Below are 12,887 nucleotides of genomic sequence, written 5' to 3' on the forward strand. Positions count from 1 at the left end.
GCCTTACAGTAGATAGCAATATTAAGTACTATTTGTAAACTTAACTATTACAACCTTAGTATAAAAATATCAATCAAATTTGATCTTACCGGGCCGGATACCTTAGTTACACGGCAACTACAGCCATGCCGGTACGGCCGGAGGAAAGCCTAATCGAACGTGACCGTTTCCGGACCGGATATTTTTTCGATGTGGCAGTTACAACCGCCCGAGATCTTCATGGTGAACTTTTTTACCTGCCCCGTGGCCTCACTGGTAGCGGTAATTTCTACCTCATCACCTTTGGTAGAAAAATCGGCCCGGTTATTATCTGATGCTATCAGGACAGAACCTTCCATAAAATCAACCGCACCGGGATATTCAGGAGGTGTTACAGATTTATTTGTACGCAAATTAACTACCGTAAGCGCGCTTAACTTCACCGTATCGCCGTTGCTATCTTTGATCATAACACCTATGTATGCAAAGCTGGCCGTACACATTTGTGTGCCGCAGGCCGAATCGTTTTCTGTGTTTTTACAAGCTGACAGGCCTCCGGCCAACATTAACACTAAAAGTAATTTTTTATACATAATTGGTTGGTTTTATATCTATTACGTGCCGGATGCCCTATTCGCTACTTATAAGAAAAAAATAAAGCAGCACCATTGGCGCTGCTTTATTTTATATAGTTATTTGCTCTTTTTTAGTTGCTCTATCTCGGCCCTTAGCTGCTCTATCTGGGCTTGCTGCTCCTTAACTGCGCCAACCAGCAGCGGCACCAGTTTTTCAAGATCTACTTCGGTAGTGGTTAACGCGCGTTGTCCGCCTTTGCCTGCGTTGTACCAGTTGTTTTGTGTACGCACAGCCGATGGCACCACCAGCCTGGCATCGTTAGCAATAAAGCCAAACTGCATCCCTGATGGTAAATTAAGTTGCTTATACCCGTCACGATTGTATTGATAGGTAACAGGCTGTAATTTGTTAATATAACTGAGCGAATTGCTCACCGGTGCAGGGTTTGTTTTGATCTGCGCATCGCTAAGTGTTTGTGCCGATGCGGTAAATGCAGATAGTACGATAATTAAAAATAATATGAATGGAATATGAATTTTCATGATATAAAATAGTTTAATGTAAATGATAGCCACACTTAAAGGCGGCAACGATAAGACGGGGTATTAAACTAACTGTTGGGAGGGGGAGTGGGCACAGGGGGCATCCACGCTAAATGGGCGGCTTGCTTTTCCGGGGGATAAATGACCGATTCAAAGCTCACATAAACCGGCGGTAAAATTACAGGGTTAACAGCCCAAAAATCTTTAGGGTTACTTTCCTTGGTTTCGCTGCGCTCGGCAGTGCCTTCCTCGTCATTCGCGGCCGGTATATCTGTTTGGCTTATGTGGTGTTTGGCTATCAAATACAGCGCGGAGATGCCTGTACTTTCCAGCAGGGCAAATACACACAAACAAACACATAAATACTTTAACCAGGTAAACCGCATAAGAGTAATTACTATGCAAACATAGTAATTAATTGAAAAGTTTTTACAGGATCTGGTTAAATTCCAGCCGTTCGCCGTCGGGGCCGGTAATGTTAAAATACCTGCATCCATGGGCCCAAAACTGCAGCGTAACAGGTTCGGGTTCAATAATGTTAAACCCCGCTTGTTTCAGGGCTGCAAAAGTTTCTTCAATATCTGTAACATTAAAAGCTATATGATCGATATGGCCATTCCCCCGTTTGCCGATCTCTTCCAGTTCGGGTTCGGGCAATTGGTAAAGCTCAAGCGTTATTTCGCCACGGCGCATCATTACACACGTACCGGGGAAGCCATTATGCATAAACCCGGCGAGCATAACGCGATCAAAGCCAAGGCGTTCATAAAACGTTTGTGAATCGCCGATATTGGTTACCGGGATACCAACGTGTTGTATGGCGGTGATATTGATGTGGGCTTTCATGGTTTAAAGTTAACTTTCAGCTTAACATGTATTTCAAGCCAAAGTTTCACACTTTCGGCTATTGTGTTTTTTTTCGATCCGAAACAACCGTGATCATACACCGTACTTGTATCCTTTTTGTCGTTCTAACCGTCAGTAAGTTTTTTATAAACTTCTCGTGTACGTCTTTTTAGCTCTTCTTCATCTATATTATATGAATCATTTTTTTCGAATAAATGTACAGGGGTATACTCATCAATATCTAAGAAATAGGTGTCTAATATCTTTTGTGTTAAATAATCAAATGAACCAGACATCCAATAGTTATCTTCTCTTCTAAGCTGGATAAAGATAGTATCGAATAATTCAGCGCCAATCGTGTCATTTAAAAATTGATCCATTAAATAAATATACTTTTGCAAGTGAATCCGATCAAGAAGTTTCATCCTTACAACACCCTCACTTTCAAATAACTCGGATGCAGTTTTGAACTATACACCTTGTGCGTTGCCTTTTTAAAGTCGGTATCCTTTGCCTTCATAATATCCTGGAACTGCTGGGTGTTCCTGTCAATCAGCGGGAACCAGGTGCTCTGAATCTGTACCATTATGCGGTGGCCTTTTTAAAGGTGTGCAGTACATCCTGCAGCTCGAAGTTTACCGGCGTTACCTTGCCGGGCACAAACGGCTCGGGCTTGCTAAAACTGTTGCGGAATTTACCGCGTATGGCTTCGCTGCGTACCATTTGCTCATAGCCCGCCATTTGCACATCCTTACCGGTAAATTTGGTTGCTGTGGCGGTATCGGGGTAAACATCCAGCACTTTTACAACCCAGTCGGCATCGGTGCCGGTGGTGCTTACCTTCAGGTTGGCCCAAATGTTACCGGCAATGGTGATATCCTTATCAAGCACATCGGTTTTGTAGGTTAATACATCCGGGCGTTTTTCGGCGAAACGCTGGTCGGCTGTCATGTACTCACGTTTCATATCAAAGTCGATACCATCAATAAACGGCACCGGGTTCATCGGGTCGGATACGAATTCCTTAAAATCATCTTTAGCGGCTGTTGGCGCGGTGAACGACAATTTACCACCCGGCAGCAGGTATAGGTTTTTCTCCTGAGCCTCGGCAGGTGGCCAGGATTTGTAGGTTTTCCACTCGTTCACACCGGTTTGAAAGGTATTAACCTTTGGCAGGTCAAGCGGTGTGCCTTTCAGGTAATGGCTAAAAAACGCAAACTCGATCTTCTCCCTGTAAAATGGACCCGTCGGCCCGCCGAAACCAACATCGCCCAAATGGTCGCCATTGCCGCGTGCCCAGCCGCCATGCACCCAGGGGCCCATGGCAAAGTAAACGGGTGTGGTAGGGTTGTTTTTGGCCAATACTTTATAGGTGTTAATAGCGCCATAAAGGTCTTCTGCATCGTACCAGCCGCCGGTAACCAATGTAGCGGTTTTAATGTCGTGCAGGTGGGTAAGCACGTTGCGGTCTTTCCAATGCTGGTCGTAATCGGGGTGGTCCATCATCTCGTTCCACAGGCGGATGGTATCCTTATAGTATTTAACGTTGGAGTTGCGCATGCTGCCCATATCCAAAAAGAATTTGTAGCCATCTTCGGTGCCTGGGTTAAAGCCTTTAGCACGGCGTTGGGTAGGTTTATCGTCCTGCCTATTGGTAAAACCGGGGTAAAATCCAAAATTGGCCACCAGCATAAACGCGCCGTTATGGAAAGCGTCGTCGCGATACAAGTCGGCAATTGGGGCCTGCGGCGATGCGGCAACCAGCGCCGGGTGGCGGCTTAGCAAAGCGGTTGTGGTATAAAAACCGGGATAGGAAATGCCCCACACACCTACCTTACCATTATTATTAGGCAGGTTTTTTAGCAGCCAGTCAATGGTATCGTAAGTATCGGTACCTTCATCAACATCATTGTTGGTTTTGTGCACGTCCAGTTCGGGAGTCATTTCTTCGTAGATTCCCTCACTCATCCAGCGGCCGCGCACATCCTGGTAAACAAATATGTACCCATCGTGCACAAACTGGCTCGAGGGACCAAGGCTGCCTTTATATTTATCTACCCCATACGGACTAACGCTGTAACAGGTGCGGTCCATCATGATGGGGTATTTTTTGGTTTGATCTTTTGGTACGTAAACCGATGTGAACAGCTTTTTGCCATCGCGCATGGGTATCTGGTATTCAAACTTGGTATAATTCTCTTTGATATATGCCGCGTCGTTTTGCGCGCAGGCGCTTATGGCTAAAAGCAGAAAGCTGAAAGCAAAAAGGAAAGTTCTTTTCATTTGTAATGGGTTGATGCATTAAAAGTAAGGAATAAAACAAAAAAGGCGCTGATAAATCAGCGCCTTACACAAAATCGTTACCTAAAGTTATTTACCTTGCTTGCTGCGCAGGTATTTGTCAGAAAAATTACCCATATCAGTATTCCGCTTATAATCGTAAATGGCCCAGTCTTCCACATCCTTTTGGTTGATCAATACGTGGTCTCCCATTTTGATGTTTTTTAGATACACTGCCGAGTCTGCAAAGATACCGGTGAATTTGCCGCCTGCATATTTGTATACCACGCTCCACATGTGCTCGTGGCTGCTGCCCTCTTCAAAGTCCGACTTCACCAAAAAGCGATAATTGCTATCCAGCGCGTGTGGCTTCAGGCTATCCAAAAATATATGCAGTTTTGCCTGCGCGGTATCCTTCAGGGCAAGCAACTGTTGATCATGCGTTTTCAGCTTAACTACGGCAACGCCTTCGGCTTTATCCTTACGCTTTTTTGCATCCTTGCAGGCACTGAACAGCACAAGCAACATTACCGGTAGCTTCAAATAATTTTTCATAGCAGAAAGATATTACTTAAATAAAAAAGGCAACCATTTGTATGATTGCCTTAGCTTAATTTATTATCGAATTAATCTTCGTTGATGGCTTTAACGCCGGGCAGTTCTTTACCTTCCATATATTCCAGTAAAGCGCCGCCACCTGTTGATACGTAGCTAACATCTTTGGTCATATCAAATTTTGCTACTGCTGCTGCAGAATCGCCGCCACCAATTAACGAGAATGCACCGTTATCAGTTGCTTTGGCAACCGCCTCGGCTATGGCTTTGGTACCTACCAAAAATTTCTCCATCTCAAAAACACCCATCGGGCCGTTCCAAAGAATGGTTTTCGATTCTTCAACCACTTTACTGAACAATTCAACGGTTTCGGGGCCGATATCCAAACCCATCCAGTTATCGGGGATCTGGCCGGTTTTGGCAACATTGGTATTGGCATCATTTCCAAATTTATCGGCAATAACGTTATCAACAGGTAAAAGCAGGTTAACGCCTTTTTCCTTCGCTTTTTTAACCAGGCTAAGCGCCAGGTCAAGCTTATCAGCTTCAACCAACGATGTACCGATGGTACCGCCATCGGCCTTGGCAAAGGTATATGCCATACCACCTCCAATGATCAGGTTATCCACTTTATCCAGCAGCTTCTCTATCAGTTCTATCTTATCAGATACCTTTGAACCACCCATAATTGCCGTGAAAGGTTTGGCAGCATCGTTCAGTATTTTTTCGGCATTGTTTAATTCTGCAGCCATCAGGTAGCCAAAAAATTTGGCGTCGGGGAAAAACTGCGCGATAACGGCTGTTGAGGCGTGCGCGCGATGAGCGGTACCAAAAGCATCGTTTACATAAACGTCGCCCAATTTTGATAGCTTTTCGGCAAAGTCCTTATCGCCTTTTTCTTCTTCTTTATAAAAACGAAGATTTTCTAATAAAAGCACTTCGCCTTTTTCAAGATCTTTTGATTTCTGGATAGCTTCTTCACCTATACAATCGTCAGCAAAATCTACGTGCTGTCCAAGCAGGTCGGCCAGGTGCGGTACTATATGCTTTAAGCTAAACTCTTCGGTAGGGCCGTTTTTAGGGCGGCCTAAATGCGACATGAGGATAACGGCACCGCCATCTTTAAGAATTTTTTTAATAGTAGGCAGGGCCGCGGTCATACGGTTATCATCGGTAATGTTATAGTCCTTATCCAAAGGCACATTAAAATCTACACGGATAAGTGCTCTTTTACCGTTAAAACTGATCTGATCTATTGTCTTCATATTTGATGTATATAATTTACGAACGGCGGCAATTTGCCTAAATTTATCCTAAAACCCAACGTAAAAGTTAAAAAGGTGTTTGCCTTCGCTTAAAACTTCATCTTATTTTAACATACATTACATGATGCGGGCCAATACCAGGTACTTCAAACTCAGGCGAAATGATCTCGAAACCCACGCCTAAATAAAAAGGTACCGCCTTTTTGCGGGCATTGCACCAAACATAGTTTACCCCTTGCCCCCGCAGGTAGGTTATGGCAAAGTTTACCAGCATGTTACCGTAACCTTTGCCCCGGTATTGTTCTGTAGTGGCCATGCCACGCAGCTGGTAGGCTTTCCCCTCGTATCCCTCATAACCTTTTGGGTGGAACGATGCGATACAGGCCAATTCTTCATCTTTATAATAACCAAGGTGAAACGCCTCATCAGCATCATCATTCGGGAAACGGCATTCATCAAGCGTTAGCTTACCCTCGCGCAAAACCTGGTTGCGGATAGGCAGCACATCATCTGCGGTAATAAACTTTATCATTATTTAAGCCGGCTTATTTCAACAACCAAATCGGCCAGGCGACTGCTGTAGCCCATCTCGTTATCGTACCACCCCACAACTTTTACCAACCCGCCAACTATTGATGTAAGCTGCGCATCAAATATGCAGCTATGGGGATTGTCCAAAATATCTGTAGACACAATTGGGTCTTCGGTATACTCCAGCACGTTTTTCATGGGGCCATTGGCCGCGGCTTTAAAAGCAGCGTTTATTTGGGCCACGGATGGTAATTTGTTAAGGCTGCAGGTAAAATCGGTTAGCGAGCCATTCAATACCGGCACACGGATACCTGCGCCACCTAAACGGCCTTCAAGGTGTGGGAATATATTGGTGATGGCCTTTGCAGCGCCCGTTGTTGTTGGGATAATGGATGCCGAAGCCGCCCTGGCCCTGCGCAGGTCTTTGTGGGGCGCGTCGTGCAGGTTCTGGTCGCCGGTCATGGAGTGCACCGTGGTGATATAGCCGTCCTTTATGCCCCAGTTGTCGTCCAGTATCTTTACCATGGCCGCCACATTATTAGTGGTACACGATGCATTTGACAATATGGGCGATCGCAGGTCGGCCTCGCCATCGTTTACTGCCAATACAACTGTTGGGATGCTTTTATCGCCCGGAGGCGCTGATATAATAACCTGTTTAGCCCCTGCTGTAAGGTGCTTAGATGCTCCTTCCCTGCTAATGAATTTCCCGGTTGATTCTATCACCAGGTCAACACCAAGTTGTTTCCAGGGCAACAGCGCAGGGTTGGCCTGCTGGTATACTTTTATAGCGTTGCCGTTTATATACAGGTTTTCTTCATCGGCGGTAACTGTACCCTTAAACCCCCGGTGAACAGAGTCGTACTTAAAAAGATGTGCAAGCGTGGCGGTGTCGGTCTGGTCGTTAATGGCCACAACCTCAACACCGGGCTTTGTAAGAATGGTTCTTAGGAATATACGGCCTATACGGCCAAAACCGTTTATAGCGATCCTCATTTTATGTTAAATTAAGGATGCAAAATTAGTAAAATTAAGCAGGTGGCTAACAGTTATACAAAGAGGTTACGCAGAGATAACTTTTCTCTTTCTTTTGTGCGGAGGAAAAACGTTATTGCCCAGTTAAATAATATAGATATCGACAAGATCAGGATGATCAATGCGAAATTACCCAGGTGCGCAAACGTAAACGCCATTATAATTATCAGGATATTTACACCGCCCAAAATAAGCGTGGTTTGCAGGTGGGTATAACCCAGGCGCAGTATACGGTGATGAATATGGTTACGATCGGCCGTGAAAGGCGATTTGCCGTTAACTATACGCAGCACAAACACCCGCAGTGTATCAAATATAGGCCCCATTAATATGGCAAATGTTATGGCCGGGGCCGAAATAATTGCAGGTGTGTTATGGGCTGTGAATTTATTAAACTCGATAAACCGAACCGCCATTATTGCCGATATAAGGCCGATAAGCAGGGAGCCCGCATCGCCCATAAATATTTTTGCCGGGGTTAAATTAAAGCGCAAAAAGCCAAATACTGCGCCTACAATACTTAACGATACTGCTGCAAGCTCGTAATGTTTTATAGACATGAACAGAACAGAGAAGGTACCGTTTACAATTATACAGGTTGTGCCTGCCAGCCCATCGATACCATCTATCAAATTAAAAGCATTGATAATAAGGATGATGAACAGGATAGACAGTATAGCGCTTGTGATATACGAGATATCGTAAATACCCATGATGCCGTACATGCTGGTAAAGCGGATATCGCCTAAAATAACCAGGATGGTTGCTACTATAAACTGTATTAAAAACTTGGTACTTGAGTGCACGCCCGAAAGGTCGTCCTTCAGGCCCATTATAAATAGTACTATACTGGCAGTAAGCAGGTAACTAACCGGTATGGTTTTATCAACTATGCTGAATAATAAGAGGGTAATAGTAAAACTTACAAAAATGGCTACGCCACCTAAACGTGGTATGCCGTGGTCATGCTGTTTGCGAAAGTGGCCAACATCATCGTATAAATGCCGGGTGCGTGCAACGTGTAAAATAGAGGGGATAGAAAGCAGCGTAATCAAAACTGAAAACGTTACTATTAATAAATAGTATATAAAATAATACGAGTTTAAAAATTCGGGCATTAAATATAATTGTTAGGGACAGTTATATGTTACAAATATATCATTTTATTCTAAATTAAAAAAATTGCCTTAATTTTCGTAAAGGCTTGAATAACAGCGCAATAGGTGGAAATATAATCTTATTATGGTACATAGCCTTCAGGTCGAATAATAAAGCATTAATACGGTTAATAATATTTTTGTTGCTAACCCCGCCTACACTCATCTTTACCAGCACCTTTTGCAAATAGTAAACACTCGCTTGTTTTAAATGCATAAAACGCAGCATCAGTTCATAATCGGCTGCGGTGCCAAACTCAAGGCTGTAATTGCCAAATTTTTCAAACAACGTTTTTTTGCAATAAAAGGTAGGGTGTGGCGGCATCCAGCCCCGGTTAAACATCCCTTTTTTATATTGGCCTGTACGCCATTTACGAATAATACTGCCACCCGGTTTTATGTAATCAAGGTCGCCGTAAACTATTTCTGCATGATTATTTGCAAAGGCATTGGCAATATCATTCAACACATGGTTGCCGGCAAAAAAATCGTCGGCATTAAGTATGCCTATCACATCGCCTTGTGCTAAGGCTATGCCTTTATTCATGGCGTCGTAGATCCCCTTATCAGGCTCCGAAATAAATCTTTGGACATCCTTTTCATGCTTTTTGATGATAGGCACTGTATTGTCTGACGAGGCGCCGTCAATAATAATATATTCGATATTATCGTAATCCTGGCTTATTACAGATAGTATAGATTGTTCAATAGTGCTTTGGGCATTATAGCAAACAGTAATTACAGATATTTTAAGGTCATGCACTTTGGAAAAATACATTTTATTTAGGTGCAAATTATGTAATTTTGAAATCGCTGCCTAATTTATCAGTAACATTAAGCGGTAATGATATATATGCGTGCTTTATACTTTATTTGTTTTGCCGGTATAATTATGTTAGGCTGTTCGTGCTCGTATAAGCAAAACCAGGTGCTTTTCGAAAAAAGGGCGGCAACTGTTGATACCATATCGCAAACAGCGACAACCGTAAGCTACCAGATACAGCCGCAGGATATTTTGCAAATACGCAACCTTCAAAGCCTGCGTTACATTGTTGATGAAATGCCGGTATCTGCAACATCGGGCAGTAGCAATAACGCGGCCTCGCAAGGGCAAACCTTCCAGGTGGAAGAAGATGGTACTGTAGCGCTGCCGGCCATAGGGCATGTACAGGTTGCCGGTTTAACACGCACCCAGGCTACAAAATTAATAGAAGACCTGTATCGCAAAAGCCTTTTAAAAGACCCCATAATTGAATTAAAGGTTGTAAACCTAAAAGTAACCCTGTTAGGCGAAGTAAAAGCGCCCGGTAACTTCCCTATTGTAAAAGATAATACAACCCTTGTAGAAATTATTGGCCAGGCAGGGGGCTTAACCCCGGCGGCTAATGAAAAAAATATCAAAATTATACGTGGGAAGGGGAAGGTTCAGCATGTAACCGAGATTGACCTGAGTAATTTAAATTCGTTATCAGACCCACGCTCTATCCTGCAAAACGGCGACATTATATACATTGCGCAAAACAAACGCGCGATACGTACAGATAACCTGCAAAATTTTAACACCTGGATACAGCCTACCCTGTTGTTATTAAACACAGCGCTGCTTATATTTACCCTTGGCAGGCGGTAAGCTAACCTGTTATTTGTTAATTTCTTTCCAAAGCAGGTCTTTAAGCTCAACGATATTTTTTTGAGCTACCGATGAGATGAATACATAAGGTATATCTGCCGGTACTTCTTTTTCCATCTCCTGCTGCAGTTCCTGGTCAAGCATATCGGCTTTGGTAATGGCCAGCACACGTGGCTTGTGCATCAGTTCGGGGTTGTACTCGTTCAGTTCCTTCAACAGGATATTATATTCTTCTTTAATAGTACGGTTGGTATCGGCAGGCACCATAAACAGTAACACCGAGTTACGCTCGATATGGCGCAAAAAGCGTATCCCCAATCCTTTGCCCTGCGATGCACCTTCTATAATACCCGGTATATCGGCCATAACAAACGATTTGTTGTTGCGGTAAGCCACAATACCCAAATTGGGCACAAGCGTTGTAAAGGCGTAATCGGCTATTTCCGGCTTGGCAGCAGATACCACCGATAATAAAGTTGATTTACCTGCATTTGGGAAACCAACCAAACCAACATCGGCCAGTAATTTTAATTCAAGAATGTTCCAGTCTTCCTCGCCCTCTTCGCCGGGTTGCGAGTAGCGCGGGGTTTGCTGGGTAGCGGTTTTAAAATGCCAGTTGCCCTGGCCTCCCCTTCCGCCTTTTGCTAATATTTTGGTTTCGCCGTCGGTGCTTATCTCAAACAGCACTTCGCCGGTTTCGGCATTTTTGGCTATGGTACCCAGCGGTACTTCCAGGATCTCGTCGCGGCCGGTTTTTCCCGAACGCAGCGAACTACCGCCCGAGTCGCCGTCGCCGGCTATTACGTGTTTACGAAATTTGAGGTGAAGCAGTGTCCATAACTGGGCGTTACCTTTTACAATAACATGCCCGCCACGGCCGCCATCGCCGCCATCTGGGCCACCTTTTGAAGTTAAAATATCACGGTGTAGGTGTGATGAACCGGCACCACCATGTCCCGAACGGCAGCATATTTTTACGTAATCAACAAAATTTGAGCCTTGAGACATAGTAGAAGTATTTCGGATTTCGGATTTTTAATTTCGGATCCTTAAATATCAAATAATCGGAATAGATCCGAAATCGAACATCCGAAATCCGAAATTAATAAGAAGCTATAACGGTATTGATGGAATCGAAGATCTCTTCTACCGCGCCTATACCATTAATGCTTGTAAACTTATTTTGGTTTTTATAAAACCCCGCAACCGGCGCGGTTTTATCATTATATTCTTTAATACGCTTGCGTATCACTTCGGGGTTAGCATCATCAGGCCTGCCCGATGTTTCACCACGTTTTAGTAAGCGTTGCTCTAATTCGGCATCGGTAACCTCAAGAGCTATCATACCTGATATGGCAGATTCTTTTGATTCCAGCAAATTATCCAGAGCCTCGGCTTGTGCTACCGTACGCGGGAAACCGTCAAAAATAAAACCTTTTGCATCCTTATTGGCATCGAGCTTATTGCTGATCATCCCTATGACTACGCTATCAGGCACCAAAACGCCCTCATCCATCAGCTTTTTTGCTTCGATACCTAATTCGGTACCCTGGGTAATTTCGCCACGCAGCAAATCGCCTGTTGAAAGGTGAATTAAGCCAAATTTTTCGATAAGATTTTGTGATTGGGTACCCTTCCCGGCACCGGGCGGACCAAACAGAACTAAGTTAAGCATCCCTTGCGATTAAAGTTAAAAGCCTTTCCGTTTTTTACAGAAAGGCCCAGTTTGTGTGCACTTGTAGGGATTCGAACCCCAAACCTTCTCATCCGTAGTGAGATGCTCTATCCAATTGAGCTACAAATGCGTTTTGTATAAAACAGCTGTCACTAACTGATAACTGTCCCGTTTTTAACGGACTGCAAAAATAGGATTTTCTGCATCCATTGCAAACTTTTTTATCAATTACTTTACTTTTTGGGCAATCGCGTCAAAATCCGGCAAATCGCCCGCATTGTCTAACACCTCGGCATATATTATGTTTTGATCCTCATCTATCACAAACGCTGCACGTTTAGATACGCCTTTCATGCCAAAAGCAAACTCGGCATATAAAGCGCCGTATGCTGAAGATACATCTTTATTAAAATCTGACAGTAACGGAAACTGGTAGCTGTTCTCTTCTTTAAACTTAGCCAGCGTAAAAGGCGAATCGACAGAGATGCCCAGGATCTGTGCGTTAAGCCCGTCGTAATAGCCAAAGCTATCGCGCATGGTGCAAAGCTGTGTGGTGCATACACCGGTAAATGCCAGCGGAAAAAAGTGAACAACAATTTTTTTGCCTTTAAAATCGACTAAGGAAACATCTTTAAGATCTGACGAGGTTAAGGTAAACTGTGGTGCCGCCTGGCCGGTTTGTACTGACATGCTGTTTTTGATTTTTCTGATGCAAATGAATGATAATTTATCCGTAATCAAGATAATTAAAAGGTCATAATATCAATTAAAAAAACTATTTGTTTAATATACATACTTGAAATAACCTTAGATTTA

At 43.7% G+C, this 12,887-nt stretch carries 17 protein-coding genes and 1 tRNA gene; 1 reads left to right on the forward strand and 17 read right to left on the reverse strand.

Features of this window, described 5'->3' with window-relative positions:
- Positions 1 to 149 precede the first annotated feature (149 nt).
- The 13 genes from EWM62_RS11455 to EWM62_RS11510 all read right to left on the reverse strand — a co-directional run bounded on the left by EWM62_RS11455 (position 150) and on the right by EWM62_RS11510 (position 9,544).
- Positions 150 to 572 carry a hypothetical protein gene (locus EWM62_RS11455; protein ID WP_129876806.1) on the reverse strand — a complete coding sequence of 141 codons (423 nt, stop codon included), beginning with the start codon at positions 570 to 572 and terminating at the stop codon, positions 150 to 152.
- A gap of 99 nt (positions 573 to 671) precedes the next feature.
- Positions 672 to 1,097: a tail fiber domain-containing protein gene (locus tag EWM62_RS11460; protein WP_129876807.1), complete on the reverse strand. Its 426-nt coding sequence runs from the start codon at positions 1,095 to 1,097 to the stop codon at positions 672 to 674.
- A gap of 68 nt (positions 1,098 to 1,165) precedes the next feature.
- Positions 1,166 to 1,483, reverse strand: coding sequence for a hypothetical protein (locus tag EWM62_RS11465; protein ID WP_129876808.1), 318 nt, complete (start codon positions 1,481 to 1,483; stop codon positions 1,166 to 1,168).
- A gap of 43 nt (positions 1,484 to 1,526) precedes the next feature.
- Complete coding sequence (locus EWM62_RS11470; protein ID WP_129876809.1) at positions 1,527 to 1,943, reverse strand: VOC family protein; 417 nt, start codon at positions 1,941 to 1,943, stop codon at positions 1,527 to 1,529.
- A 125-nt stretch (positions 1,944 to 2,068) separates the two neighbouring features.
- A complete protein-coding gene (locus EWM62_RS11475; protein ID WP_129876810.1) occupies positions 2,069 to 2,368 on the reverse strand; it encodes a colicin immunity domain-containing protein in 300 nt (99 codons plus the stop codon).
- Between the two features lie 2 nt (positions 2,369 to 2,370).
- A complete protein-coding gene (locus tag EWM62_RS19740) occupies positions 2,371 to 2,529 on the reverse strand; it encodes a hypothetical protein (RefSeq protein ID WP_317127808.1) in 159 nt (52 codons plus the stop codon).
- Complete coding sequence (locus tag EWM62_RS11480; protein WP_317127809.1) at positions 2,529 to 4,226, reverse strand: CocE/NonD family hydrolase; 1,698 nt, start codon at positions 4,224 to 4,226, stop codon at positions 2,529 to 2,531. Before EWM62_RS11480 ends, EWM62_RS19740 begins: the two co-directional genes overlap by 1 nt.
- Positions 4,227 to 4,313: 87 nt before the next feature.
- Positions 4,314 to 4,778, reverse strand: coding sequence for a DUF2314 domain-containing protein (locus EWM62_RS11485; protein ID WP_129876811.1), 465 nt, complete (start codon positions 4,776 to 4,778; stop codon positions 4,314 to 4,316).
- 71 nt (positions 4,779 to 4,849) lie between these two features.
- Entirely contained in the window at positions 4,850 to 6,043 is a 1,194-nt protein-coding gene (locus EWM62_RS11490) for a phosphoglycerate kinase (RefSeq protein ID WP_129876812.1), read from the reverse strand.
- A 97-nt stretch (positions 6,044 to 6,140) separates the two neighbouring features.
- A complete protein-coding gene (locus EWM62_RS11495; protein WP_129876813.1) occupies positions 6,141 to 6,575 on the reverse strand; it encodes a GNAT family N-acetyltransferase in 435 nt (144 codons plus the stop codon).
- Positions 6,575 to 7,570, reverse strand: coding sequence for a type I glyceraldehyde-3-phosphate dehydrogenase (gene gap / locus EWM62_RS11500; RefSeq protein WP_129876814.1), 996 nt, complete (start codon positions 7,568 to 7,570; stop codon positions 6,575 to 6,577). The genes EWM62_RS11495 and gap overlap by 1 nt, the downstream gene beginning before the upstream one ends.
- Positions 7,571 to 7,623: 53 nt before the next feature.
- Positions 7,624 to 8,727 carry an MraY family glycosyltransferase gene (locus EWM62_RS11505; RefSeq protein ID WP_129876815.1) on the reverse strand — a complete coding sequence of 368 codons (1,104 nt, stop codon included), beginning with the start codon at positions 8,725 to 8,727 and terminating at the stop codon, positions 7,624 to 7,626.
- A gap of 55 nt (positions 8,728 to 8,782) precedes the next feature.
- Positions 8,783 to 9,544 (reverse strand): glycosyltransferase family 2 protein, encoded by a 762-nt coding sequence (locus tag EWM62_RS11510; RefSeq protein ID WP_238989333.1) that lies wholly within the window; start codon positions 9,542 to 9,544, stop codon positions 8,783 to 8,785.
- Positions 9,545 to 9,619: 75 nt separating this feature from the next.
- On the opposite strand from EWM62_RS11510, the gene EWM62_RS11515 reads away from it, so the two are divergent.
- On the forward strand, positions 9,620 to 10,396 hold the full coding sequence (locus EWM62_RS11515) for a polysaccharide biosynthesis/export family protein (RefSeq protein WP_162499831.1): 777 nt from the start codon (positions 9,620 to 9,622) through the stop codon (positions 10,394 to 10,396).
- 9 nt (positions 10,397 to 10,405) lie between these two features.
- Here EWM62_RS11515 and obgE read toward each other — a convergent pair whose 3' ends face one another.
- The 4 genes from obgE to EWM62_RS11535 all read right to left on the reverse strand — a co-directional run bounded on the left by obgE (position 10,406) and on the right by EWM62_RS11535 (position 12,761).
- Positions 10,406 to 11,404, reverse strand: coding sequence for a GTPase ObgE (gene obgE, locus EWM62_RS11520; RefSeq protein WP_129876817.1), 999 nt, complete (start codon positions 11,402 to 11,404; stop codon positions 10,406 to 10,408).
- 94 nt (positions 11,405 to 11,498) lie between these two features.
- Complete coding sequence (locus tag EWM62_RS11525; RefSeq protein WP_129876818.1) at positions 11,499 to 12,071, reverse strand: adenylate kinase; 573 nt, start codon at positions 12,069 to 12,071, stop codon at positions 11,499 to 11,501.
- 56 nt (positions 12,072 to 12,127) lie between these two features.
- Positions 12,128 to 12,201: transfer RNA gene (locus EWM62_RS11530), tRNA-Arg, on the reverse strand.
- 98 nt (positions 12,202 to 12,299) lie between these two features.
- Positions 12,300 to 12,761 (reverse strand): redoxin domain-containing protein, encoded by a 462-nt coding sequence (locus tag EWM62_RS11535; protein WP_129876819.1) that lies wholly within the window; start codon positions 12,759 to 12,761, stop codon positions 12,300 to 12,302.
- Between the last annotated feature and the right edge of the window lie 126 nt (positions 12,762 to 12,887).

The sequence above is a fragment of the Mucilaginibacter terrigena genome, assembly GCF_004168255.1.
In the GTDB taxonomy this organism is placed as follows: domain Bacteria; phylum Bacteroidota; class Bacteroidia; order Sphingobacteriales; family Sphingobacteriaceae; genus Mucilaginibacter; species Mucilaginibacter terrigena.

What these genes read in the sequence shown, in the direction of transcription:
- EWM62_RS11475 (WP_129876810.1), bottom strand. Translation starts at nt 2,368, where the DNA reads ATGAAACTTCTTGATCGGATTCACTTGCAAAAGTATATTTATTTAATG.
- EWM62_RS11465 (WP_129876808.1), bottom strand. Translation starts at nt 1,483, where the DNA reads ATGCGGTTTACCTGGTTAAAGTATTTATGTGTTTGTTTGTGTGTATTT.
- EWM62_RS11485 (WP_129876811.1), bottom strand. Translation starts at nt 4,778, where the DNA reads ATGAAAAATTATTTGAAGCTACCGGTAATGTTGCTTGTGCTGTTCAGT.
- EWM62_RS11495 (WP_129876813.1), bottom strand. Translation starts at nt 6,575, where the DNA reads ATGATAAAGTTTATTACCGCAGATGATGTGCTGCCTATCCGCAACCAG.
- EWM62_RS11510 (WP_238989333.1), bottom strand. Translation starts at nt 9,544, where the DNA reads ATGTATTTTTCCAAAGTGCATGACCTTAAAATATCTGTAATTACTGTT.
- EWM62_RS19740 (WP_317127808.1), bottom strand. Translation starts at nt 2,529, where the DNA reads ATGGTACAGATTCAGAGCACCTGGTTCCCGCTGATTGACAGGAACACC.
- EWM62_RS11505 (WP_129876815.1), bottom strand. Translation starts at nt 8,727, where the DNA reads ATGCCCGAATTTTTAAACTCGTATTATTTTATATACTATTTATTAATA.
- EWM62_RS11470 (WP_129876809.1), bottom strand. Translation starts at nt 1,943, where the DNA reads ATGAAAGCCCACATCAATATCACCGCCATACAACACGTTGGTATCCCG.
- EWM62_RS11525 (WP_129876818.1), bottom strand. Translation starts at nt 12,071, where the DNA reads ATGCTTAACTTAGTTCTGTTTGGTCCGCCCGGTGCCGGGAAGGGTACC.
- EWM62_RS11460 (WP_129876807.1), bottom strand. Translation starts at nt 1,097, where the DNA reads ATGAAAATTCATATTCCATTCATATTATTTTTAATTATCGTACTATCT.
- EWM62_RS11535 (WP_129876819.1), bottom strand. Translation starts at nt 12,761, where the DNA reads ATGTCAGTACAAACCGGCCAGGCGGCACCACAGTTTACCTTAACCTCG.
- gap (WP_129876814.1), bottom strand. Translation starts at nt 7,570, where the DNA reads ATGAGGATCGCTATAAACGGTTTTGGCCGTATAGGCCGTATATTCCTA.
- EWM62_RS11455 (WP_129876806.1), bottom strand. Translation starts at nt 572, where the DNA reads ATGTATAAAAAATTACTTTTAGTGTTAATGTTGGCCGGAGGCCTGTCA.
- EWM62_RS11490 (WP_129876812.1), bottom strand. Translation starts at nt 6,043, where the DNA reads ATGAAGACAATAGATCAGATCAGTTTTAACGGTAAAAGAGCACTTATC.
- EWM62_RS11515 (WP_162499831.1), top strand. Translation starts at nt 9,620, where the DNA reads ATGCGTGCTTTATACTTTATTTGTTTTGCCGGTATAATTATGTTAGGC.
- EWM62_RS11480 (WP_317127809.1), bottom strand. Translation starts at nt 4,226, where the DNA reads ATGAAAAGAACTTTCCTTTTTGCTTTCAGCTTTCTGCTTTTAGCCATA.
- obgE (WP_129876817.1), bottom strand. Translation starts at nt 11,404, where the DNA reads ATGTCTCAAGGCTCAAATTTTGTTGATTACGTAAAAATATGCTGCCGT.